Origin of the sequence: Pseudomonas sp. BMS12 (genome assembly GCF_001592875.1) — a bacterium.
Lineage (GTDB): Bacteria > Pseudomonadota > Gammaproteobacteria > Pseudomonadales > Pseudomonadaceae > Aquipseudomonas.
On the sequence record NZ_LSOF01000005.1, the window covers coordinates 497239 to 520951 of the forward strand.

General features: G+C 63.2%; 25 protein-coding genes. 8 read left to right on the plus strand and 17 right to left on the minus strand.

Features of this window, described 5'->3' with window-relative positions:
• Window positions 1-337: 337 nt before the first annotated feature.
• The 13 genes from AYB31_RS05710 to AYB31_RS05770 all read right to left on the minus strand — a co-directional run bounded on the left by AYB31_RS05710 (window position 338) and on the right by AYB31_RS05770 (window position 10429).
• Complete coding sequence (locus tag AYB31_RS05710) at window positions 338-1120, minus strand: TatD family hydrolase (protein WP_068826634.1); 783 nt, start codon at window positions 1118-1120, stop codon at window positions 338-340.
• Between the two features lie 72 nt (window positions 1121-1192).
• Window positions 1193-1549: a PilZ domain-containing protein gene (locus AYB31_RS05715; protein ID WP_068826636.1), complete on the minus strand. Its 357-nt coding sequence runs from the start codon at window positions 1547-1549 to the stop codon at window positions 1193-1195.
• A gap of 34 nt (window positions 1550-1583) precedes the next feature.
• On the minus strand, window positions 1584-2570 hold the full coding sequence (locus AYB31_RS05720; protein ID WP_068826638.1) for a DNA polymerase III subunit delta': 987 nt from the start codon (window positions 2568-2570) through the stop codon (window positions 1584-1586).
• Window positions 2563-3195: a dTMP kinase gene (tmk, locus tag AYB31_RS05725; RefSeq protein ID WP_068826640.1), complete on the minus strand. Its 633-nt coding sequence runs from the start codon at window positions 3193-3195 to the stop codon at window positions 2563-2565. The genes AYB31_RS05720 and tmk overlap by 8 nt, the downstream gene beginning before the upstream one ends.
• Window positions 3196-3204: 9 nt before the next feature.
• A complete protein-coding gene (gene mltG, locus AYB31_RS05730) occupies window positions 3205-4242 on the minus strand; it encodes an endolytic transglycosylase MltG (RefSeq protein WP_068826642.1) in 1038 nt (345 codons plus the stop codon).
• 3 nt (window positions 4243-4245) lie between these two features.
• Window positions 4246-5061, minus strand: coding sequence for an aminodeoxychorismate lyase (gene pabC, locus AYB31_RS05735; RefSeq protein WP_068826644.1), 816 nt, complete (start codon window positions 5059-5061; stop codon window positions 4246-4248).
• Window positions 5061-6305 (minus strand): beta-ketoacyl-ACP synthase II, encoded by a 1245-nt coding sequence (fabF, locus tag AYB31_RS05740; RefSeq protein ID WP_068826646.1) that lies wholly within the window; start codon window positions 6303-6305, stop codon window positions 5061-5063. The genes pabC and fabF overlap by 1 nt, the downstream gene beginning before the upstream one ends.
• 104 nt (window positions 6306-6409) lie before the next feature.
• Window positions 6410-6643, minus strand: coding sequence for an acyl carrier protein (gene acpP, locus AYB31_RS05745; protein WP_068826648.1), 234 nt, complete (start codon window positions 6641-6643; stop codon window positions 6410-6412).
• Window positions 6644-6821: 178 nt separating this feature from the next.
• Window positions 6822-7565, minus strand: coding sequence for a 3-oxoacyl-ACP reductase FabG (gene fabG, locus AYB31_RS05750; RefSeq protein WP_068826650.1), 744 nt, complete (start codon window positions 7563-7565; stop codon window positions 6822-6824).
• A 17-nt stretch (window positions 7566-7582) separates the two neighbouring features.
• Complete coding sequence (fabD, locus tag AYB31_RS05755; protein ID WP_068826653.1) at window positions 7583-8521, minus strand: ACP S-malonyltransferase; 939 nt, start codon at window positions 8519-8521, stop codon at window positions 7583-7585.
• A 170-nt stretch (window positions 8522-8691) separates the two neighbouring features.
• A complete protein-coding gene (gene plsX, locus AYB31_RS05760; protein WP_177332274.1) occupies window positions 8692-9702 on the minus strand; it encodes a phosphate acyltransferase PlsX in 1011 nt (336 codons plus the stop codon).
• 3 nt (window positions 9703-9705) lie between these two features.
• Window positions 9706-9888, minus strand: coding sequence for a 50S ribosomal protein L32 (rpmF, locus tag AYB31_RS05765; protein ID WP_021700475.1), 183 nt, complete (start codon window positions 9886-9888; stop codon window positions 9706-9708).
• Between the two features lie 13 nt (window positions 9889-9901).
• Window positions 9902-10429 (minus strand): YceD family protein, encoded by a 528-nt coding sequence (locus AYB31_RS05770; RefSeq protein WP_068826656.1) that lies wholly within the window; start codon window positions 10427-10429, stop codon window positions 9902-9904.
• Window positions 10430-10534: 105 nt separating this feature from the next.
• Here AYB31_RS05770 and AYB31_RS05775 point away from each other — a divergent pair, with 105 nt between their 5' ends.
• Window positions 10535-11113, plus strand: coding sequence for a Maf family protein (locus AYB31_RS05775; RefSeq protein WP_068826658.1), 579 nt, complete (start codon window positions 10535-10537; stop codon window positions 11111-11113).
• 62 nt (window positions 11114-11175) lie between these two features.
• Here AYB31_RS05775 and sppA read toward each other — a convergent pair whose 3' ends face one another.
• From sppA to rluC, 3 genes are read right to left on the minus strand one after another with little or no spacing between them, the layout of a single operon-like run.
• Window positions 11176-12147 (minus strand): signal peptide peptidase SppA, encoded by a 972-nt coding sequence (gene sppA, locus AYB31_RS05780; protein ID WP_068826659.1) that lies wholly within the window; start codon window positions 12145-12147, stop codon window positions 11176-11178.
• A complete protein-coding gene (locus AYB31_RS05785) occupies window positions 12137-12832 on the minus strand; it encodes an HAD-IA family hydrolase (RefSeq protein ID WP_177332275.1) in 696 nt (231 codons plus the stop codon). Before AYB31_RS05785 ends, sppA begins: the two co-directional genes overlap by 11 nt.
• Window positions 12825-13778 (minus strand): 23S rRNA pseudouridine(955/2504/2580) synthase RluC, encoded by a 954-nt coding sequence (gene rluC, locus AYB31_RS05790; RefSeq protein WP_068826829.1) that lies wholly within the window; start codon window positions 13776-13778, stop codon window positions 12825-12827. Before rluC ends, AYB31_RS05785 begins: the two co-directional genes overlap by 8 nt.
• 588 nt (window positions 13779-14366) lie before the next feature.
• On the opposite strand from rluC, the gene rne reads away from it, so the two are divergent.
• The 6 genes from rne (at window position 14367) to alaC (ending at window position 22630) form a co-directional block, all read left to right on the plus strand.
• On the plus strand, window positions 14367-17351 hold the full coding sequence (gene rne / locus AYB31_RS05795; RefSeq protein ID WP_068826661.1) for a ribonuclease E: 2985 nt from the start codon (window positions 14367-14369) through the stop codon (window positions 17349-17351).
• 135 nt (window positions 17352-17486) lie between these two features.
• The gene (locus AYB31_RS05800) at window positions 17487-17696 is read left to right on the plus strand and encodes a YgdI/YgdR family lipoprotein (RefSeq protein WP_068826663.1); all 210 of its coding nucleotides are present in this window, start codon (window positions 17487-17489) and stop codon (window positions 17694-17696) included.
• A gap of 190 nt (window positions 17697-17886) precedes the next feature.
• Window positions 17887-19098 carry a CmpA/NrtA family ABC transporter substrate-binding protein gene (locus tag AYB31_RS05805; protein ID WP_068826664.1) on the plus strand — a complete coding sequence of 404 codons (1212 nt, stop codon included), beginning with the start codon at window positions 17887-17889 and terminating at the stop codon, window positions 19096-19098.
• Window positions 19099-19118: 20 nt separating this feature from the next.
• The gene (locus tag AYB31_RS05810; RefSeq protein ID WP_068826666.1) at window positions 19119-19697 is read left to right on the plus strand and encodes an ANTAR domain-containing response regulator; all 579 of its coding nucleotides are present in this window, start codon (window positions 19119-19121) and stop codon (window positions 19695-19697) included.
• A gap of 173 nt (window positions 19698-19870) precedes the next feature.
• The gene (locus tag AYB31_RS05815) at window positions 19871-21226 is read left to right on the plus strand and encodes a pyridoxal phosphate-dependent decarboxylase family protein (protein WP_068826668.1); all 1356 of its coding nucleotides are present in this window, start codon (window positions 19871-19873) and stop codon (window positions 21224-21226) included.
• Between the two features lie 165 nt (window positions 21227-21391).
• On the plus strand, window positions 21392-22630 hold the full coding sequence (alaC, locus tag AYB31_RS05820) for an alanine transaminase (RefSeq protein ID WP_068826669.1): 1239 nt from the start codon (window positions 21392-21394) through the stop codon (window positions 22628-22630).
• A 42-nt stretch (window positions 22631-22672) separates the two neighbouring features.
• On the opposite strand, the gene AYB31_RS05825 is transcribed toward alaC, so the two are convergent.
• Window positions 22673-23059, minus strand: a complete 387-nt coding sequence (locus AYB31_RS05825; protein WP_068826671.1) for a hypothetical protein — start codon at window positions 23057-23059, stop codon at window positions 22673-22675.
• Window positions 23060-23243: 184 nt separating this feature from the next.
• Between AYB31_RS05825 and AYB31_RS05830 the strand changes: the two genes are divergently transcribed.
• Window positions 23244-23552 (plus strand): transcriptional regulator, encoded by a 309-nt coding sequence (locus AYB31_RS05830; protein ID WP_068826673.1) that lies wholly within the window; start codon window positions 23244-23246, stop codon window positions 23550-23552.
• Window positions 23553-23713: the final 161 nt, after the last annotated feature.

Below are 23713 nucleotides of genomic sequence, written 5' to 3' on the forward strand. Positions count from 1 at the left end.
ACCTCAGAGGACGAAGAGAACGCTAATCAGCAGGCCGCCAGTGAAAACTTCTGGAACATCGCCCCGCCAGATGAAAGCAAAGACGAAGGGTTCAAACCTTGAGTCTTTCGGCCACTCAACAGGTGATTACAGGCTCATTAATGCCAGCGTGAGCTTATGGCACTATCAACACCAATTAAGCGAGACCACCATCCACGGACCAAGGCAGCCGGTCTCATCAGACTGCTTCAGGTAGATAGCTGAAAGACACTTACCGAGCTAACCCACTTCGGCACCCTTCGCCATATGCGGATCGATGCCTGGCCACTCTGATAGCGCTTTCGCCCCACGGATCGCTTTAGACGACCCGCGCCTGCGGAAACAGACGCTTGAAGTTGGCCGTAGTCTGCTCTGCCAGAGTCTCGAACGATTCGCCACGGACCATAGCCAGGAACTCGGCCACCTCGCGCACATACTGCGGCAGGTTGGGCTTGCCACGGTGCGGGATGGGCGCGAGATAAGGCGAATCGGTTTCCACCAGCAGTCGGTCGGCCGGCACCTTGCGCGCCACTTCGCGCAGGGCGTCGGCATTGCGGAAGGTGACGATGCCGGACAGCGAGATATAGAAACCGATATCCAGGGCCGCCTTGGCCATGTCCCAGTCTTCGGTGAAGCAGTGCAGCACCCCGGCCTGCGGCAGCGCCGCCTCACGCAGCAGTGCCAGGGTATCGGCACGCGCCTCACGGGTGTGCACGATCACCGGCTTGCCGGTGATCGTGGCCGCCTCCAGGTGCAGGCGGAAGGATTGCTGCTGCAACTCGGCCGCCTCGGGTTCGTAGTGGTAGTCCAGGCCGGTCTCGCCGATGGCTACTACATGGGGATGATTCAGTTCGCCGAGCAGCCAGTCCAGCGCCGGCGCCGTGCCCTGCTCCAGATCCAGCGGGTGCACCCCGACAGAGCAGTCGACATCGGTGTAGCGCTCGGCCAGCGCCTTGACCGCGCCGGCGTTATCGGCGCTGACGCCAATGCACAGGAAATGCTGCACGCCACGGGTTCGGGCAGCCTGCAGCGCCGCATCCAGGGAGCCGTCGTGGGCCGTCAGATCGAGGCGATCAAGGTGGCAGTGGGAATCAACCAGCATGGAATTTCTCTATCTCTGAAATGACGAAGCGCCCATTCCGGGCGCCTCTGCCTTGAAGCTTGTCCACGCGACTTACATGGTGTGGGTCGGGCGATCCGATTTGAGGGCGCCGGCCAGGTAGGTCTCGATCTTGTTGCGGGCGGTGTTGTCACCATCGTTGAACTGTACGCCGACACCCGCGGCGCGGTTGCCCTGGGCACCCTTGGGAGTGATCCAGACAACCTTGCCGGCGACCGGAATCTTCTCCGGCTCGTCCATCAGGTTGAGCAGCATGAACACCTCGTCGCCCAGCTTGTAGCTCTTGCTGGTGGGGATGAACAGACCGCCATTCCTGATGAAAGGCATATAGGCGGCGTACAGCACCGACTTGTCCTTGATGGTCAGGGACAGGATCCCGTTTCGCGGTCCGAGGTTAGGTGGCAAACTCATGCGGCTTTCCTGGCAATCATTCCAATCACCGATTCTAGCCCGGTCCGGGCAGGCTTGCCCACTGCACCAGCAGGGCTTCGAGAAGCAGTGCACCGTTGAGGTTGGCCTTGCCCAGGACTTTCTGCCGCTGCTGCAGCAACCAGTCCTGCATGGCCAGCAGTTTGGGCTGCGGCGTCTTGTCGGCCAGGTACTGCACGACCTTGCGCATATCGGCGAGGCCCAGCCCCTCCTCATCGCGGCTCAGTTGGTAGCGCAACATCAGCTGGGCCCAATCGCAGAACCAGTCGAACAGCATGGTCATCGGCAGTGCTTTCCAGGCCTCGGCCAGCTGGCTGGGGCTGGCCTGCTGCTTGAGCAGCTTCTTCACCCCCTCGACCACCAGAGCGCGCTGCTCCAGCACACCCTGACCATGCAGGCGGCGCGCGGCCAAGGGAGAACCGCCAGCCAGGGTCAGCAGCTCGCGACGCTGCTCCTCACCACACTCGGGCAGCGCCTGGGTCAACCAGGCCAGGCTGGCGGCCTCGCTCGGCAGCGGACAGGCCTGCTGCACGCAACGGCTCTTCACGGTCGGCAGCAAGCGGCTGGGTTGATGACTGACCAGCAGCAGCACGGTATTGCCTGCGGGCTCTTCCAGGCTTTTCAGCAGGGCGTTGGCGGCATTGATGTTCATCGCCTCCACCGGTTCCAGCAGCACGACCTTGCGTCCACCGAGCTGGGCGGTCTGTACGACGAAGCTGACCAACTCACGCACCTGATCGACGCGAATGGCCTTGCCTTCCTCCTCCGGCTCCAGCACAAAGGTGTCCGGATGAGTCCCTGCCGCCCGCAAATGGCAGCCCTTGCACTGTCCGCAAGCCCCTAGGGGCGTCGGGCTCTGGCAGAGCAAAAAAGCCATCAGGCGTTCGGCCAGATCGCGCTTGCCGATGCCGGCAGGGCCGTGCAGCAGGTAGGCATGAGCATGCTGGGGACGACTGGCGAACTGCTGCCAGAGCGACTCCTGCCAGGGATAGGCCTCAGCCACGGCAACGCTCCAGAATTTCCGGCAGTAGGCTATCGATCTCGCGCTGAACCTGCTCCAGCGTCTGTGCGGCGTCCAGCACGCGGTAGCGCTCCGGGGCTGCGTTGGCGCGCTGCAGGTAGGTCTGTCGAACCGCCTCGAAGAAGCCCTGCCCTTCCTGCTCGAAGCGATCCAGGCGCCCGCGGGCAGCGGCACGCGCCAGGCCGACTTGCACCGGCAGGTCGAACACCAGAGTAATATCGGGCCGCAGCGCCCCTTGAACGAAGCGTTCCAGCTCGGCGATGCGCGCCTCGCTCAGGCCACGACCGCCGCCCTGATAGGCATAGGTGGCATCGGTGAAACGATCACACAGGACCACAGCACCGCGCGCCAATGCCGGGCGGATGACTTCGGCCAGGTGCTGGGCACGCGCGGCGAATACCAGCAGCAGCTCGGTATCGCTACTCATCGCCTCGTCGCTGGGGGTGAGCAGCAACTCTCGAATACGCTCGGCCAGCGGCGTACCGCCCGGCTCGCGACTGAGCAGCACCTCGATACCACGCTCACGCAGACGCTCGGCGAGGTACTCGCGATTGGTGCTCTTGCCTGCCCCTTCCGGGCCTTCCAGGGTGATGAACAGACCGTTCACAGGGTTTCCTTATCTGGGCGCGGGACTGGAGCGATAGCCGGCGCGGCGCTTGAGCTGATACTCGCGCACCGCACGGTTGTGCTGCACCAGGGTTTCCGAGAATACATGGCTGCCGTCGCCACGGGCGACGAAGTACAGGCTGCGCCCCGCCACCGGGTGCAGGGCCGCGTGGATCGCCTCGCGACCGGCCAGGGCAATGGGGGTCGGCGGCATGCCGTCGATCACGTAGGTGTTGTACGGCGTCGGCATCTGCAAGTGAGACCGGGTCAGATTGCCCTTGTAGCGCTCGCCCAGGCCGAAGATCACGGTCGGGTCGGTCTGCAGGCGCATGCCAATGGCCAGGCGCCGGACAAAGACACCGGCAATCTGTCCGCGCTCCTCGGCCACGCCGGTTTCCTTCTCCACCATCGAGGCCATGATCAAGGCATCGTATGGCTTGCGGTACGGCAGGCCCGAGGCGCGTTTGTCCCACTCCTCGGCCAGAACCTGATCCAGACGCGTGCTGGCTTGTCTGAGCAGGTCAAGATCACTCATCCCTCGAACATAGCGATAGGTATCGGGGAAGAAGCGACCCTCCGGACTGACACCTGGCAGGCCCAGCTTCTCCATCAGCGCCTTGTCATTCAGCGCGGCGAGACTCTGCGTGAGAGCCTCCTGGCGCGCCAGCGCGGCGCGCACCTGGCGGAAATTCCAGCCCTCCACCAGGGTCAGGCTGTACTGCACGACTTCACCGCGCTGCCATAGACCGAGCAGATCGCGTGCGCGCTGCTCGGGCGTCAGCCGGTATTCACCGCTGTGTAGGGCCTGATGGGGCAGGTTGAAGCGCCAATAGAGGCGGAGCCAGAAAGCACCTTTCACTACGCCCTCGGCCTGCAGGCGATTGAGCAGGCCGCCCGGGGTATCACCAGGCACGACTTCCAGCAGGCGCTCGGCTTCCAGTTGCAAAGGTTGCTCGAGTGCGCGCTGCAGCTGCCAACCCGCCACTACCAGCGCCAACAGAATGGCCAGCAGGCCGGCAACCAGCAGCTGCATTAACTTGCGAATCACGAATCAGGAATCCAGAAGACTGCGGACAAGGCCCTGCAGTTTACGGGTGAGCGGGCCAACCGGCCAGACGCTTGCGGACAGTTGCCGCACCGGCCAGATGCCATAGAGGCTGTTGCACAGAAAGACTTCGTCGGCGGCGAGCAACTCGTCGTAGTCGATATCGCTCACCCGCTGCTCAATTCCCTGCGTCTCAGCCAGCGCCAGCACTTCGGCACGCATTACGCCAGCGACCCCGCAACGCGACAGATCCGGCGTCAGCAAAACACCTTCACGCACCAGAAACAGGTTGCTGAACACGCCTTCGATCACGCGCCCGGAAATATCGCGCAGCAAACCTTCGGCAAAGGCCGCATCCTGCCATTCGCCACGCGCCAGCACCTGTTCCAAGCGATTGAGATGCTTGAGCCCGGCCAGCAGCGGCTGCTCGGCCAGGCGCGTGGCGCAGGGAAACAGGCACACGCCTTGCTCGGCATTCACAGTGGGATAGCTCGGCGCCGGGCTGCCCAGCAGGATACGCCGTGCACTGGCCGGCTGCGGCGGCGCATAGCCGCGCAGGCCATCGCCACGGGTAACGATCAGCTTGGCCACGCCCTCGCCCAGCTCAGTACAGAAGGCCGACAGCTCGGCCTCCAGCGCAACCAGGTCGAGATTGATGGACAGCCGGCGCAACCCCTCACCCAGGCGAGCCAGATGACGCGGCAGCAGAACCGCGCGACCGCCGCGTACGGCGATGGTCTCGAACAGGCCATCGCCATAGGCCAGGCCGCGGTCGCTCAGTGGCAGCTCCGCGGCCGGGAGGCCGTCGACCCAGCTCAGCATCAGCCGTTGAAGCGACGGAACACCAGCGAACCGTTGGTGCCGCCGAAGCCGAAGGAGTTGGACAGCACCGCGTCGATCGCCAAAGGCTTGGCCTGATTCGCGACGAAGTCGAGGTCGCAACCCTCGTCCGGCTCATCCAGGTTGATGGTCGGCGGCGCCACCTGATCGCGCAGGGCCAGCACGCTGAAGATCGCCTCCACCGCACCCGCAGCACCCAGCAGGTGACCCGTCATGGACTTGGTCGAACTGACAGACAGCTTGTAAGCATGTTCGCCGAACACCGACTTCACGGCGCAGGCTTCGGCCTTGTCGCCCGCGGAAGTTGAGGTGCCGTGGGCGTTGATGTACTGCACCTGCTCGGCATTGAGGCCGGCATCCCGCAGGGCATTGGCCATGCAGCGGGCCGCGCCGGCACCGTCCTCGGGCGGCGACGTCATGTGATAGGCATCGCCACTCATGCCGAAACCGACCAGCTCGGCATAGATGGTCGCGCCCCGCGCCTTGGCGTGTTCCAGCTCCTCCAGCACCAATGCACCGGCACCGTCGGACAGCACGAAACCATCGCGATCCTTGTCCCACGGGCGGCTGGCCTTGGCCGGCTCATCATTGCGGGTGGACAGCGCACGGGCAGCACCGAAGCCGCCCATACCCAGGCCACAGGTCGCCATTTCGGCGCCACCGGCGACCATCACGTCCGCCTCGCCGTAGGCGATATTGCGCGCGGCCATGCCAATGCAATGGGTACCGGTGGTGCAGGCGGTAGCGATGGCGTAGTTCGGCCCCTGCAGACCCAGATGGATCGACAAGAAGCCGGAAATCATGTTGATGATCGAGCCAGGCACGAAGAACGGCGAAATACGCCGCGGCCCTTGCTCGAACAGGGATTTGCAGTTGGTCTCGATATTGGTCAGACCGCCGATACCGGAACCCATGGCCACACCAATGCGCTCGCGATTGGCGTCGGTAATCTCCAGACCGGAGTCACGCATCGCCTGGAAGCTGGCGGCCAAGCCGTACTGGATGAACAGATCGATCTTGCGGGCTTCTTTAGCCGACAGATAATCCTCGACATTGAACCCTTTCACCGACCCGCCGAAACGCGTGCCAAAGGCAGAAAGATCCATATGTTCGATCAGGCCGATACCACTACGGCCCGCCAGAATGCCCTGCCAGCTGCTGGCCACATCAGTACCCAGCGGCGACAGCATGCCCATACCGGTAACCACGACGCGTCTACGCGACACTGCACAACCCTCTTTCTTGTTGAACCAGGCCCAACAAAGAAAAACCGCACGCCTTTTCGGGCAGTGCGGCTTTTCCTGGGCCGAAAACCGGCGATTACTAGCGCTTAAGCGTGCGCGGTAACGTAATCGATGGCTTCCTGAACGGTGGTGATTTTCTCAGCCTGCTCGTCCGGGATCTCGGTCTCGAATTCCTCTTCCAGAGCCATTACCAGCTCAACGGTGTCAAGGGAGTCGGCACCGAGGTCTTCAACGAAGGAGGCGCTGTTGGTCACTTCGTCTTCTTTCACGCCCAGTTGCTCGGCGACGATTTTCTTGACGCGTTCTTCGATGGTGCTCATGTCTTGTTTTCACTCCTATGGAAAAAGATCCGTGCAGCTGGGCTGCAGTGTATAGAAAGGGTTTTCTAACTTTCAAGCTGAATGCCAGGCCCCTCGAACTGTTGCCTGCCGCCGGTTGCACTTTTGTAACGGACTTTAGACGGCTTTTATGACAGTTTCCTGCAGAGCCGAGTCACATTCAGCTCATATACATGCCGCCATTCACCGGCACCGTGGCGCCAGTAACGTAGGCAGCGCCCTCGGAAGCCAGGAAACCAACCACCTTGGCGATCTCCTCCGCCTGCCCCAGGCGCCCCAGCGGAATCTGGGTCAACAGCGCCTCGCGCTGCGCTTCCGGCAGTTCGCGGGTCATGTCGGTATCGATGAAACCGGGAGCGACCGAGTTGACGGTGATAGCACGAGAGCCGACTTCGCGCGCCAGAGCACGACTGAAACCCTCAAGCCCCGCCTTGGCTGCCGCATAGTTGACCTGCCCGGCATTACCCATGGCACCGACCACCGAACCGATGTTGACGATACGCCCGCAGCGAGCCTTGGTCATACCACGCAGCACTGCCTTGGACAGACGGAACAGACTGTTGAGGTTGGTGTTGATAACATCGAACCACTCCTCGTCCTTCATGCGCAGCATAAGATTGTCGCGGGTGATGCCGGCGTTGTTGACCAGAATGGTCACCGCGCCGAAGTCCTTCTGGATCTGCTCCAGCACAGCACTCACCGACTCATCGCTGGCCACGTCCAGCATCAGGCCGGCACCCTGGATACCCTCAGCTTTCAGGGTCTCGCCAATGCGGGCAGCACCCGCCTCGCTGGTAGCAGTGCCGATTACGACTGCGCCCTGACGACCCAGCTCGAACGCGATGGCCTGACCGATACCACGGCTAGCACCAGTAACCAGTGCGACCTTACCTTGTAGACTCATGATTCTCTCCTTGTGGCTCAGGCCAGCGCCGCGCGCACGGCAGCGAAGGCATCCGGGGTTTCCAGATTGTGAGTATTGATACCTTTGACGCAGCGCTTGTTGAGGCCTGCAAGCACTTTGCCCGGGCCGCACTCGACCAGCTCGGTGACACCCTGAGCCGCCAGGAAGACGACTGACTCAACCCAGCGTACGGGACTGTACAGTTGAGCCAGCAGATCCTGTTTGAGGCGATCCAGGTCCGCCGGAACGGCAGCACTGACGTTCTGCACCAGAGCAATCTGCGGGGCCTGCCAGGCCAGATCATTGATCGCCCCGGCAAATTTTTCCGCCGCTGGGCGCATCAACGCGCAATGCGACGGCACACTGACCGGCAGCGGCATGGCGCGCTTGGCACCACGCGCCTTGCAGGCCTCGATGGCACGCTCGACGGCCGCGGCGGCGCCAGCAATGACGACCTGACCTGGCGCGTTGAAATTGACAGCACTGACCACTTCACCATTGGCCACTTCAGCGCAGGCCGCCAGTACATCGGCATCTTCCAGGCCAAGAATCGCGGCCATACCACCCTGCCCTGCCGGCACAGCCTGCTGCATCAGCTGGCCGCGCAGCTCTACGAGCTTGATGGCATCGCGAAATTCGATAGCACCAGAAGCCACCAGCGCCGAATACTCGCCCAGGCTGTGGCCTGCAACAAACGCCGGACGCACGCCATCTTGAGCCAGCCACAGACGCCACAGGGCGATGGATGCAGCCAAAATGGCAGGCTGGGTCTTGTCGGTTTCATTGAGGCGCTCTTCCGGACCTGACTGAGTCAGCGCCCAGAGATCGTAACCAAGCGCGTCGGAAGCCTCACCAAAAGTGTCGCGTACCAGCGACTGCTGAGCACCGAGTTCGGCGAGCATGCCGAGCGATTGCGAACCTTGGCCAGGGAAAACGAAGGCGAGAGAGGCTGACATCAAACGTACCCTTTTATGATCGTGGGTCGAAGAGAACGGAACGACATGGCCGAACCGGCAATTGCAGATTGGATGAAGCACTCGCGGCAGCGGTCACACCCGCGGACGATTCAAGACCGACAACCCCCCTGAGTTCCAAGCGCAGAACGGCTGGACGAAGTAGTTGCCACTCAGAGAAGCAGGTCTTCCAGACGCCCGTACAAGCGCTGCGGAAGATTTTCACGCACCTCGATTACAGCCCGACGAATAGCGCTCTGGAAACCTTCAACACTGGCCCCACCATGGCTCTTCACCACAATACCCTGCAAGCCAAGAAAGCTGGCGCCATTATGCTGCGCCGGCGCCAGCTCACCCTGCAGGCGCTTGAGCAAGGGCATCGCCACCGCACCAGCCATGCGCGATACCAGACTTTCGTTGAACAGTGCCTCGATGCGCGCGGAAATCATCGATACCAGCCCCTCACTGGACTTGAGCAGGATGTTACCGACGAAACCGTCACACACCACCACATCCGCCTCACCGCGATACAGACCATCGCCCTCGACAAAACCAACGTAGTTGAGCCCTGCAGCCTGCTGCAGGAGGCTCGACGCCAATTTCACCTGCTGATTGCCCTTGATGCTTTCGGTGCCGACATTGAGCAATGCGATCCGCGGCTGATGAATGCCCTGCGCCTCGGCCACCACCGAGCCCATCACCGCAAACTGATAGAGCTGATCCGCACTGCAATCGACATTGGCGCCCAGATCGAGCAGATGACAGAAGCCCGTGGCCGTCGGCACTGCGGTGACCATCGCCGGCCGATCGATGCCGGGCAGAGGCTTGAGCACATAGAGGGACAGCGCCATCAGCGCACCGGTATTGCCCGCACTGACAGCCGCCTGAGCGCGACCACTGCGAACAAGTTCAAGCATGACGCGCATGGACGCATCTGGCTTGCCCCGCAAGGCATGCGTGGGGCGCTCATCCATACCGATCACTTCAGTGGCGTGCTCGACACGCAGGCGCGCGCGATCGACACCAGGGTGGCGAGAGATCAGTTCTTCAAGGACAGGAGCTTGGCCGACAAGGACCAGGTGTAACGAGGGGAATTCAACCAGACTGGCGACGCAGGCTGGAACAATGCAGTGGGGACCGAAGTCCCCACCCATTGCATCGATCGCGATCAGTGGAGCAGACAAGGATTACTCGTCGGCGCCCTTGTCGATCACTTTACGGCCACGGTAGAAACCTTCCGGGGACACGTGATGACGCAGGTGAACTTCACCGGTGCTCTTCTCGACGGACAGGGCATTAGCCTCGAGCGCGTCGTGGGAACGGCGCATGTCGCGGGCAGAGCGGGATTTTTTGTTCTGCTGAACAGCCATAACTCAATAACTCCTAAACGTTTGGGTCACGCTTTAACTGCGCCAAAACACTGAACGGGTTGGACCGCGGTACCTCGTCCTCGCTCGGCTCGGGCTCATTTGCACCGACCGGCTGCTGGCATTCCTCAGGGGCATGGGCCGGAACAATGGGCAGAGCGAGCAAAAGCTCATCTTCGACCAGCGCCATCAGATCCAGAGGATCCTCACCCACTTCCAGCACGTCATAGCCCTTGGGCAGCGACTGGGTATCCGCACCTTCCTTTACCACCGCGTAATGACACTCGCTGCGGATCGGCAGGGCGACCAGTTCCAGACAACGCTGGCAAACCATCTTGACCTCAACCTCGAGCTCGCTGTGAATAGTCACAGCACGACGCTCGCCACGTTCGAAGACCAGCTTCGCGTGAACCGAACCAGCCTTATCGGCCAGCGGGTCGCACAGACGCTCGAAACTGGCCAGCAGCATCTCCCCCTGGAGGGTGACACCGCGATCGGCGAGTTTACGCGGATCAACGTGAGGTGGAATCGGCCCATTCGACATAGGCGCGACATTCTAGGGATGCACCCTGCGACTGTCAAAGGAATTTCCACCCTGTCCGTCGGCAGCCGTGATCGTTAAAATCGCGCGCTCAGACAGGAGATTCCCATGCAACCTCTGGTGCTCGCCTCAAGCTCGCCTTACCGCCGCGAACTGCTGGCCCGCCTCCGGCACCCCTTCACCTGCGCAGCACCCGCCATCGACGAGACCCCACACGCCGGGGAAAGCGCCGAAGCCCTGGTCCGCCGCCTCGCCGAAGCCAAGGCCCGCGCACTGAGCAAGCAGCACCCGGCGCACCTGATCATAGGCTCGGATCAGGCAGCGATCCTCGGCAACCAGATTCTCGGCAAGCCCCACGACTTCAACCGCGCCCGCGACCAGCTATTGGCCGCAAGCGGCTCCAGCGTGACATTTATTACCGGCCTGGCCTTGCTCGACAGCAACAGCGGCCACTGCCAGGTGGACGCCATTCCCTTCACTGTGCACTTCCGCCAACTGAGTGAAGCGCAGGTCCGGCGCTACCTCGAAGCCGAGCAACCTTACGACTGTGCCGGCAGCTTCAAGGCCGAAGGCCTCGGCATCAGCCTGTTCCGTGCCACCGAAGGCGAAGACAATACCAGCCTGATCGGCCTACCCCTGATCCGCCTGGTGAGCATGCTCAGCAATGCCGGAGTCGCCATCCCCTGAGCACTCACGCCCTATAAATGAAAAAGCCCGGCACAAGACCGGGCTTTTTCATTCACAACAGATCAACGCAACGCAGGCCCCTGAAACCCCATCCACATGGCCAGACGCTCGGCCACGCTGGCCCCGAGCTTCTTGGTAAAGCGATCCAGAGGACTCTCCTCGCGGGTGTAATCGACGATCGTCTTGGCGCCAATCACCTCGCGCGCCACGTAGCTACTGCTGCCCAGCGCATCGACCAGCCCCAGCTGCAGCGCCTGCTCACCGGACCAGATCAATCCGGAAAACAACTCCGGATGACCATCCACCTTGAGCCGCTCGCCGCGCCCGCGCTTCACGCTATCGATGAACTGCTGGTGCGTGGTTTTCAGCACACCCTGCCAGAAGCGAGTCTCCTCCTCCTTGGGCGGCTGGAACGGATCGAGGAACGCCTTGTGCTCACCAGAGGTATAGACACGGCGATCCACGCCGACCTTCTCCATGACACCCACGAAACCGAAAGTCGCCGCCGTCACACCGATGGAACCTACCAGACTAGCCTTGTCGGCATAGATTTCGTCGGCCGCGCTGGCAATGTAGTAGGCGCCGGAAGCCCCCAGATCACTGATCACCGCATAGACCTTGGTGTCCGGATACTCGCCGCGCAGGCGCTTGATCTCGTCATAGATGTAGCCGGACTGCACCGGACTGCCGCCCGGACTGTTGATACGCAGGATGATGCCTTTGGTTTTCTCATCCTCGAATGCCGCGCGCAGACCACTGACGATATTGTCGGCACTGGCCTCCTCGTCCGCCATGATCATGCCGCGCACCTCGATCAGCGCCGTATGGCTTTCAGCCACGGAAGCCGACTTGCCCAGCTTCATCAGCGGACTGAACAGCGCAAGCGCACCAAACAGGTAAATGAACGCCAGCAACTTGAAGAAAATACCCCAGCGTCGCGCCCGACGCTGCTCGACCACGCCAGCCTGCAGGGTCTTCTCCAGCAACTTCCAGGCTTTATCATCGCCAGCCGACGCTTTCCATTCATCCGACATACGCACCCACCTCAACCGTTCCAACGGGAGCGCGCCCTTCCAGCCAGGCACGCAGTTCGCAAAATTCATTGATCGCCAAACGCGGCCGATGGGCAAGCAGACTCTCAAGCGGCTGCGCACCAAAGCCCACCGCAACCGAATCCACCGCCGCATTGCGCGCCATCAGCAGATCGAAGGAAGAATCGCCCACCATCAGCGCCCGCTCTGCCGGCACCGCACAGTGCGCCATGATCTCATGCAGCATACGCGGGTGCGGCTTGCTCGCCGTCTCGTCGGCACAACGAGTAACGTCGAAGAACTCGAGCCAGCCACGCCCCTCCAGCACTCGCTGCAAGCCGCGCCGAGTCTTGCCGGTAGCCACCGCCAACCTGTAACCCTGCTCGCGAAACGCGACCAACGACTCCTCGACACCCGGAAACAATGCCGACGGCTCACGCTCCAGCGCCAGATAGTGCTCACCATAGCCGTCACGAAGGCGTGCGATAAGCACCTCGTCGCTCAGGTCCGGGTAAAGCACCTGAATCGCTTCCGGCAACCCCAGACCAATGATGCCCTTGATCGCCTCATCGGTAAGCGGCGACAAACCGCAGGAGCCTGCAGCACGATGCATGGACTCGACGATCCGACCTATCGAGTCGACCAGCGTGCCGTCCCAATCGAAGATCAACAGCTGATAATCAGGCACCCATGCGCTCCAGAGTCTGCTCCCACATCGCATCGACGGGCGCCTGCAGCTCCAGGAACTGCCCATCAGGCAGCTCGATCTTCAGCGCGTACGCATGCAGGAATAGACGCTTACCCCCCAACTCACGCACCTCGCGACTGAATTCTTCATCGCCATACTTGCTGTCACCCGCGATGGAGTGCCCTGCATGCTTGGCATGCACGCGGATCTGGTGAGTACGCCCGGTGATGGGGCTGGCCTCGACCAAGGTGGCAAACTCACCGAAGCGGCGCAGCACGCGAAACTCGGTAAGCGCCTCCTTGCCCTCGGGGTTGACCTCGACCATCCGCTCGCCGGAGCGCAGATTGTTCTTCAGCAATGGCGCCGCCACCTTCTTCTTCGAGGTCGGCCAGCTACCACGCACCAGCGCCATGTAACGCTTGTCCACGCCATCGCCGCGCAGCGCCTCGTGCAGATGACGCAGCATGCTGCGCTTCTTGGCGATCATCAGCAGCCCCGAAGTATCGCGATCCAGACGATGCACCAACTCGATATCCTTGGCATCCGGACGCAGCTGGCGAAAAGCCTCGATCACGCCGTAATTGAGACCACTCCCCCCATGCACGGCGATACCGGCCGGCTTGTTCAGCACGATCAGCGCCTTGTCCTCATAGACAATAGCTGCCTCCAGGCGCTCCAGCAGGCTTGAGGCCAGCGGCGCAGGCTCGTCACGCTCGGCCAGACGCAGCGGCGGCACGCGCACGATGTCGCCAGCCTGCAGCTTGTATTCGGGCTTGATGCGCCCTTTATTCACCCGCACCTCGCCCTTGCGCAGAATGCGATAGATGAGGGTTTTCGGCACACCTTTGAGCTGGGTGCGGAGGAAGTTGTCGATGCGCTGGCCGGCAAGCTCAGGCGCGACCTCAAGCAGCTGAACGCCGGAGGTCGGGGAGGCAGGAGTAGTCATGGCGGCGATCATAACAATTTTTTATGGAATTGAAGCACTTAATCATTGCTGCTATAGTCGCGAACGCCGCCAAAAGCGGCCCGGTCAGCGGATGATCGACATCCATGCCATCCCTGCCGAGCGCAACCCATTCAGGACGTAAGGCCGTCCGACGGAACTCTCGCCGCACAGAGCGCGATGAATTCCGGAAACAAAGCCTTGAGCCAACGAGCCTGCCGCGAGATCGCCAACCAGGCTCGACAGACGCGCAGGCCTAGCCTGCGATAATGCAAACCCGCTGCAGATACTGCGAGCGGCACCCGATTTCAGCGATACGTGTAGGGTGGAGATGCACAACCGTCGAACTGCGTAGCTACAGGCATTACCAAGACGCTTCACATTCGTCCGCAGCGAACGGTTGATTCCTCCCCTGACTGAGTGCTTCTGTCACCACAGCAAACAGGAGCGTTGTCGCGGTACAGGCCCCACTGGCCAAACCGCTAGACACCAGAGTGATTTACGACCACTCCGGGCGCACCCTGACACCGACCGTGAGAGTCGTGTGTGCCAAACGCCGTTTCCGCAAGCCCCGGAAACCATTGGTACAACATGAAAAGAATGCTGATCAACGCAACTCAGCCCGAAGAGTTGCGTGTCGCCCTGGTAGACGGCCAGAAGCTCTATGACCTGGACATCGAGTCCGGCGCCCGCGAGCAGAAGAAGGCCAACATCTATAAAGGCCGCATCACCCGCGTCGAACCCAGCCTCGAAGCCGCCTTCGTCGACTTCGGCGCCGAGCGCCACGGCTTTCTGCCCCTGAAAGAAATCTCCCGCGAATACTTCAGCAAGTCGCCAGAAGGCGGCCGCGTCAACATCAAGGAAGTGCTCAAGGAAGGCCTGGAAGTCATCGTCCAGGTCGAGAAGGAAGAACGTGGCAACAAGGGCGCAGCCCTGACCACCTTCATCAGTCTCGCTGGTCGCTACCTGGTACTGATGCCGAACAACCCGCGTGCCGGTGGCATCTCCCGTCGCATCGAAGGCGAAGAGCGCAACGAACTGCGTGAAGCGCTGAACGGCCTCAATGCCCCGGGCGACATGGGCCTGATCGTGCGCACCGCCGGCCTCGGCCGCTCCAGTGAAGAACTGCAACTCGACCTGGATTACCTGGTACAGCTGTGGACCGCGATCAAGGATGCCTCCAAGGATCGCGCCGCGCCCTTCCTGATCTACCAGGAATCCAACGTCATCATCCGCGCCATTCGCGACTACCTGCGCCAGGACATCGGCGAAGTGCTGGTGGACAGCGTCGAAGCCCAGGAAGAAGCCCTGGCCTTCATCCAGCAGGTCATGCCGCAGTACGCCAGCAAGATCAAGCTGTACGAAGACAGCGTGCCGCTGTTCAACCGCTTCCAGATCGAAAGCCAGATCGAAACCGCCTTCCAGCGCGAAGTGAAGCTGCCGTCCGGCGGTTCCATCGTCATCGACCCGACCGAAGCCCTGGTGTCCATCGACATCAACTCGGCGCGCGCCACCAAAGGCGGCGACATCGAAGAAACCGCCCTGCAGACCAACCTGGAAGCGGCCGAGGAAATCGCCCGCCAGCTGCGCCTGCGCGACATCGGCGGCCTGATCGTCATCGACTTCATCGACATGACCCCGGCCAAGAACCAGCGCGCCGTGGAAGAAAAAGTCCGCGAAGCCCTGGAAGCCGACCGTGCCCGCGTTCAGGTCGGCCGCATCTCGCGCTTCGGCCTGCTGGAAATGTCCCGCCAGCGCCTGCGTCCGTCCCTCGGCGAGACCAGCGGCATCGTCTGCCCGCGCTGCAACGGCCAAGGCATCATCCGCGACGTCGAATCGCTGTCGCTGGCCATTCTGCGCCTGATCGAAGAAGAAGCCCTGAAGGACCGCACCGCCGAAGTCCGCGCCCAGGTGCCGATCCCGGTTGCCGCCTTCCTGCTCAACGAGAAGCGCAACAGCATCACCAAGATCGAGCTGCGCACCCGCGCTCGCATCATCATCCTGCCGAACGATCATCTGGAGACCCCGCACTTCGAAGTGCAGCGTCTGCGCGATGACAGCCCGGAAGTGATGACCGGCCAATCCAGCTATGAAATGGCCGCCACTGAAGTTGAAGATGCCCAGCCGGTCAGCGCCACCCGCACCCTGGTCCGCCAGGAAGCCGCACTGAAAACCACACCGCCGCGCCCGGCCGCACCGACTCCGGCTGCCCCGCTGGCGCCTGCCGCCCCCACGCCGCAACCGAGCCTGTTCAAGGGTCTGGTCAAGTCGCTGGTGAGCATCTTCGCCGGCAAGGAAGAAGAACAGCAGCAGCCGGTTGTCGAGGCCAAGCCTGCCGAGCGCAAGCCGCGCAATGATGAACGCCGTGGTGGCCGCCAGCAGAACCGCCGCGACGGTCGTGGCAACCGTGACCGCAGTGAGCGTGGCGAACGTGCCGAGCGCGAAGAGCGCAAACCTCGCGAGGAACGCCAGCCACGCGAAGCCCGCGAGCCGCGTGAAGAACGTCAACCGCGTGAAGCCCGTGAGCCGCGCGAAGAGCGCCAGCCGCGTGGCGAAGGCCAGGAAAACCGTCGCGAGCGCCAGCCGCGCGAAGGCCGCGAGCCGCGCGATGAGCGTCGCCGTGAACTGCGTGAACCGTTGGATGGTGCCACCACCGAAAGCCGTGAGCAGAACGCCGAGCGCAAACCGCGCGAAGAGCGCCAGCCGCGCCCGCCACGCGAGGAGCGCCAACCGCGCGCCGAGCTGAACGCCGAACCGGCCGAAGAAGCACTGGAAAACGTCGAACAGCAGGAAGATGGCCAGGAAACCAACGAAGGTGGCGATCGTCCACGTCGTCGCTCCCGTGGCCAGCGTCGTCGCAGCAACCGCCGCGAGCGCCTGCGCGATGCCGACGGCAACCCGATTGCCGAGGAAGGTGAAGAGGCCGCTGAAGAGGCGACCGAAGGCGCCACCACCACTTCGGCGGAAAGTGCTGCTGTCGCCGCTGTAGCCGCTCTGACTGCTGCCAGCGAAGAGCCTCAGGCCCAGCCAGAGCCGACCCCAGCTAGCCCTGCGCCCGAAGCTGAGACCGTGGAGGCAGCCGCCCCTGCCGAAGCTGTTGAACCCGCCGCCCCGGCCGTACAGGCCCCGGTAGAGCAAGCTCAGCAGGTGGAAGCGCCTGTGGTTGAAGCTGCAGTCGAGCAAGCGCCGGCAGCGCCCGTGGTCGTGGAAGAAGCCGCGCCAGCACCAGCTCCGGCCGCCGCCCCCGCAGTTGCAGCCACCAGCAGTGGCCGCGCGCCCAACGACCCACGCGAGGTGCGTCGCCGCAAGCAGGAAGCCGCACGCCTGGCCGCCGCAGCCGCGGCTCAGGCCGAGCAAGCAGCCGTAGCCGAGGTCGTCGAGCAGCCTGTCGTGCAGGAAGCCGCACCTGTTGAGGCAGCAGCCGAACCAACCCCTGCGCCTGAAGCCGAAGCAGTAGAAGCCGCAGCGACTAGCAGCGAGCCGGTGGCACAACCCGCCGCCGAGGCCGAGGCTGAACAGGCTTCGACTCCAGCCACCCAGCCGGTGGAAGAGGAAGAGGCCAAGCCGCAGGTCTGAGCCTGAGGCGACAAACCAAAAGGGGATGCTCAGGCATCCCCTTTTTCTTTGCCGCGGGAAACTTGAACTCCCCGCACGCCGCGCCTAGGTTTGTCCTGTCGGCCCGGCATGCGGGCCTCGAATGGAGCTCTCTGCATGAAGCATTTCCTTCTCGCCGCCTTTGCCCTGCTTGCCCTGGCCGGTTGCGCCACCGAGTACATCATCACCACCACCGACGGGCAGATGCTCACCACAGCCGACAAGCCCGAACTGGATGAAGACACCGGCATGATCGAGTTCGAAGACAGCGAGGGGCGCAAACAGCAGATTCCGCAGGCCAACGTGAAACAGATGCTGGAACGCTGAAAGCTGCAACCGCGAAGACCAAACCCCGCCAATGCGGGGTTTTGTTTTACTGGCACATCGCTTGCTTTACCGTCTGTAGCAGAACCCACTCCAACGGCGGAGCCGGTTCATAGACAATGGCGTCGTTTCCAGCTACCCGCTTAAGCGGTAGCCGGGGCGGCGCCTTTTTGTTCAACGGCGGAACAAGCACATGACCGACAGCAGCACCTCCAAACACGACGCCCTGGCCTGGGTCGCCGGCAGCGACGCACCAGAGAAGAGCGCACTCAACCTGGGCTTCATGGCCCTCACCGACTCCGCCTCACTGATAGTCGCCGCCACTCAGGGCTTCGCCCAGCCGTACGGCCTGAGCCTCAACCTGCAGCGGCAGACTTCCTGGGCAGGCCTGCGCGACCGCCTGCTGAGCGGCGAGCTGGACGCAGCGCAGACACTGTATGGCCAGGTCTACGGCATTCACCTGGGTATCGGCGGCCCCGCTACCGAGATGGCCATCCTCATGGGGCTGAACCAGAACGGCCAGGCCATCAACCTGTCGGAACCGCTCAAGCGAGTGGGCGTGACCACTGCCGAGGCACTCGCCGCACGCGTGCGCCAAGGCGGTGCAAAACTCACCTTCGCCCAGACCTTCCCCACCGGCACCCACGCCATGTGGCTGTATTACTGGCTGGCGGCCCAGGGCATTCACCCGCTGGAGGACGTCAACACCGTGGTGGTGCCACCGTCGCAGATGGTCACCCACCTGCGCGCCGGGCGCATCGATGGCTTCTGCGCCGGCGGCCCCTGGGGCGCCCTGGCGGTTGATGAGGAACAGGGCTTCACCCTGGCCACCAGCCAGATGATCTGGGCCGATCACCCGGAAAAGGTGCTGGGGGTCACTCGTGAGTTCGTCGAGCAATACCCCAATACCGCACGCGCCCTGACCATGGCCGTGCTGGAAGCCAGCCGCTTCATCGACGAAAGCGAGGAAAACCGCCGCAGCACTGCCCAGTTGATCAGCAGCAGCGAGTATGTCGATGCGCCGCTGTCGGCCATCCAGCCGCGCTTCCTCGGCCAGTACGAGGACGGCCTCGGCCACGCCTGGCTGGACGCCCATCCCCTGCGTTTCTTCGCCGGCGGCGAGGTGAACATGCCCTGGCTGTCGGACGGTATCTGGTTCATGACCCAGTTCCGCCGCTGGGGCCTGTTGCGCGATGACCCGGACTACCTCGCCGTCGCCCGCGACGTACACCAGCTGGAGCTCTATCGTCAGGCCGCAGAAGCCGTTGGTGTCGAGGTGCCGGAGCAACCGATGCGCCGCTCTACCCTGCTTGATGGCAGTGTCTGGGACGGCAGCGATCCGGCTGCCTATGCCAACAGCTTTGCCATCCACGCGCGCAGCGACCAAACCGCCATCGCCCTGTAACACACCGAGATCACAGCACGATGCTACGCATACTCCTGATCAACGATACCCCGAAGAAGGTCGGCCGCCTGAAGAGCGCGCTGATCGAAGCCGGTTTCGAGGTGATCGACGAATCCGGGCTGACCATCGACCTGCCCGAGCGAGTCGAGGCCATCCGCCCGGATGTGGTCCTGATCGATACCGAGTCCCCCGGCCGCGACGTGATGGAACAGGTGGTCCTGGTCAGCCGCGACCAGCCGCGCCCGATCGTCATGTTCACCGACGAACATGATCCACAGGTGATGCGCCAGGCCATCCAGTCCGGGGTCAGCGCCTACATTGTCGAGGGCATCCATGCCGAACGTCTGCAGCCGATCCTCGACGTGGCCATGGCCCGCTTCGAGAGCGACCAGGCTCTGCGCGCCCAGCTGCAGGCCCGTGACGCCCAGCTGGCCGAACGCAAACGCATCGAGCTGGCCAAGGGCCTGCTGATGAAGATGAAGAGCTGCAACGAAGAGGACGCCTACACCCTGATGCGCCGCCAGGCCATGAGCCGTCAGCAGAAACTGATCCAGGTCGCCGAGCAGATCATCGCCATGCACGACATGCTCGGTCCGTGAGCGCGGCGCACGGCCGGTGGTGCGCAACTGTACCGCCGGCCAACACAACTGTACCGGTCACTCTCGCACCACAACCAAGACTGTTCCGCTCACACACATCAGCGCCTGTATCTGCCGGCACCCTGCCGGCTCCGCTAGGGTAAAGCTCTCTTCCACCCTACCGAGCTCACTCCATGACCGCTGAACGTACGCTGCTGGCCGATGCCGACCGCCGCGCCCTCGCCTACCTGGATGGCAGCGCCAGCCGCCGGGTGTTCCCCGATGCCACCGCCATCGCCGCCCTGCAGGGTTTCCAACAGTCACTACCGGCCGGCGGACAGAACCCGGCCGAGGTGCTCAGGCAGCTGGACGAACTCGGCTCCCCCGCCACCGTCACCAGCAATGGGGCACGCTATTTCGGCTTTGTCATCGGCGCCACGCTACCCGCAGCCGCTGCTGCCGAGCGCCTGGTCCTGGCCTGGGACCAGTGCGCCTCCTCCTTCGACAACTCGCCCGTGGCCGACCACCTGGAGAATCTGGCCGGACGCTGGGTGTGCCAGGCACTCGGCCTGCCGGCGCAAAGCGCCGTCGGTTTCGGCACCAGCGCCACGGCCTGCACGTTGGCCTGCCTGTCTGCCGCCCGGCGCAGCCTGCTCGCCCGCCTCGGCTGGGATTTCGACAATGACGGGCTGATGGGCGCGCCGGAAATCCGCGTAGTGCTCTCGGAAACCGCGCATATCACGGTGAAGAAGGCCCTGCGCATACTCGGCTTCGGCATGAATCGGCTAATCTACGCCCCCGCTGATGAGCACGGCCGTATCGATCCGGCGCGTCTGCCGGCACTGGACAACCGCACCCTGCTGATCCTGCAGGCCGGCGAGGTCAATACCGGCGAGTTCGATCCCTTTGCCGAGCTGATGCCCACCGCACGCGCCGCCGGGGCCTGGGTGCATGTCGACGGCGCCTTCGGTCTGTGGGCCCGTGCCTCGTCCTCGGCGACGCTGGCCGCCGGCATCGAGCAAGCCGACAGCTGGACCACCGATGGACACAAGTGGCTCAACACCCCTTACGACAGCGCCATGGCCATCTGCCGCGATGCCGATGCCCTGGCCGCGGCGATGAACAGCGACGCGGCCTACGCCACGGCGAGCAAGGATGCACAGAAGAACCTGACCCTGGAATTCTCCCGGCGCGCGCGCGGTGTGGCGATTTGGGCCGCCCTGGCCAGCCTCGGGCAGGACGGTCTGCGCGAGATGATCGACCGCCATATCCGCCAGGCCGGCACGCTGGCCGACGCGCTGCGGGAGGGCGGCTATCAGGTGCTCAATCGCGTACGGCTCAACCAGGTATTGGTACGCGCCGACTCGGACGAGCAGACAGTGGCGATTCGCGAGGCCGCGCAGGCCAGCGGCGAGGTCTGGTTCGGCCCGACCATCTGGCAGGGTCGACCGGCCTTTCGCCTCAGCGTCTCGTCCTGGCGCACTTCGGATGCCGACATCCAGGCCCTGGCCGAACTGCTGTTGCGCCTGAAACGTCAGATCGCTGCGTGAGTTGCGCGCCGCGCGCTGTGCAGCGCCTCGCAACTGCTCCGCCCTTTCGCCGGCAAACTGCACTGGACAGGGCGACTCTGTCGCCCTTATCTTCGCCGCCAGGCCACATGCAGGTGGCCAGCGTCGCTCGGACGGTTCCGGGCGCTTACGTACTTCGAGGAAGCCATGGCTGATAACGCCAAGCGCCGCTTTGCGCGCATCGATCGTCTCCCCCCCTACGTTTTTAATATCACCGCCGAGCTGAAGATGGCCGCCCGCCGCCGTGGCGAGGACATCATCGACTTCAGCATGGGCAACCCGGACGGCGCCACCCCGCCGCATATCGTCGAGAAGCTGGTGCAGGTCGCCCAGCGCGACGACACCCACGGCTACTCCACTTCGCGCGGAATTCCGCGCCTGCGCCGTGCCATCTCGCGCTGGTACAAGGAGCGCTATGAGGTGGAGATCGACCCGGAAACCGAGGCCATTGTGACCATCGGCTCCAAGGAGGGCCTGGCCCACCTGATGCTGGCCACCCTGGACCACGGCGATACCGTGCTGGTGCCCAACCCCAGCTATCCGATCCATATCTACGGTGCGGTAATCGCCGGCGCCCAGGTGCGCTCGGTGCCGCTGGTCCCCGGTGTGGACTTCTTCGCCGAACTGGAGCGGGCCATTCGCGAGTCGATCCCCAAGCCGAAGATGATGATCCTCGGTTTCCCCTCCAACCCCACCGCGCAGTGCGTGGAACTGGATTTCTTCGAGCGTGTGGTGACTCTGGCCAAGCAGTACGACGTGCTGGTGGTACACGACCTGGCCTACGCCGATATCGTCTACGACGGCTGGAAAGCGCCGTCGATCATGCAGGTGGAAGGCGCCAAGGACATTGCCGTGGAGTTCTTCACCCTGTCCAAGAGCTACAACATGGCCGGCTGGCGCATCGGCTTCATGGTCGGCAACCCGGAGCTGGTCAGCGCCCTGGGACGGATCAAGAGCTACCACGACTACGGTACCTTCACCCCGCTACAAGTGGCGGCCATCGCCGCCCTGGAAGGCGACCAGCAGTGCGTGCGTGATATCGCCGAGCAGTACCGCCAGCGCCGCAACATGCTGGTCAAGGGCCTGCACGAGGCTGGCTGGATGGTCGAGAAGCCCAAGGCCTCGATGTACATCTGGGCCAAGATCCCCGAGCCTTACGCTCACCTGGGCTCGCTGGAGTTCGCCAAGAAGCTGCTGCTGGAGGCCAAGGTCTGCGTCTCGCCGGGCCTGGGTTTCGGTGACTACGGCGACGATCACGTGCGCTTCGCACTGATCGAGAACCAGGACCGCACCCGCCAGGCGATCCGTGGCATCAAGGCCATGTTCCGCGCCGACGGCCTGCTCAAGGAACCACCCGCCAAAACCCGCAAGACACCGGCCCAGTAATACCCAGAGGCCCCGACGGGAAACCGCCGGGGCCTCTTGCCATCAACCCGAATAGTCCAGCGCCGTCCACAACCGCCCCTGGCCGACCAGGCAGCCGGGGCGCTGCAAGGCTTCGCCGGGCACCGCCTGCAAACGTGCCCCCAGCCCCTGAGAGTCATCCTGGCGCTGGCTCAGCCATTGCACCCGCCCGCAATTGGGTGTCTCGATCAGATAGCTGGCCACCACGCCCGACTGCTGTTCTGGCAGGCGGATGATGTCCACCACCCAACCCGCCTCTTCCCGGCGCTCGCCGTTCGCCACCAGGACTGTCCAGGCCCGCCCTTCGTCGATTACCAGATAGGCACCGTTGGCCCGGGGTTGTTCGGTGTTGGACTGGGCACAACCGGCGAGCAGGGCCAGCAGCACAATTGTCATCAGCTTCTGTTGCATTGTCGGGAGCTCCTCTGGATGACGGCAGCTCCTAGCAGCAGGGTCTGCGCGCATGAATTCAGGATGTGGAGCGATCCTATCATCGAATACTGTTTATCTGTACAGTGTTTTTTATTAGGCTATCGCCCGACTTACCGATGCCCGCCAAAGCGGGCAGAGCCATCGCGACACAGGAGTCTTTGCCATGCTGGATATCGTGCAGCTGAAACACACGGTCAACCGGATGAGTCCGGAACGGGTGCGCAGCACAGTCGAGGAGCTGCTGCTGGAGGGCATAGTCACCGAGGGCCGCACCCCCTTCAACCGCTCGCATTTCAACGGCTGCTTCGCCGAGATCGAGGCCCTGCTGCAGCGCGCCGGCTATCACCGCCAACTGGATGTGGTGGGCTATCAGGGACAGGCATACGCCCTGTTCGACCCTGCACGCTGGGAGGCGGTACAGGTATTGCGCTGGCTGCGTGACTTCGCCGAGGAGGCTCGTGCCAGCGGCTGATGCTCTGCCCGCAAATGCACGAACCGCGCACACCGATGCACCGCCTTGGTTCGCTGTAATCACGCCATCACAGCGCCCTCGGGAGACTGATAGAAAGCTCTATCAGACTGATTTAAAAGAAATTCCCAGGCATTCCGCAACACGCCGTGAAAGCTGGCAAG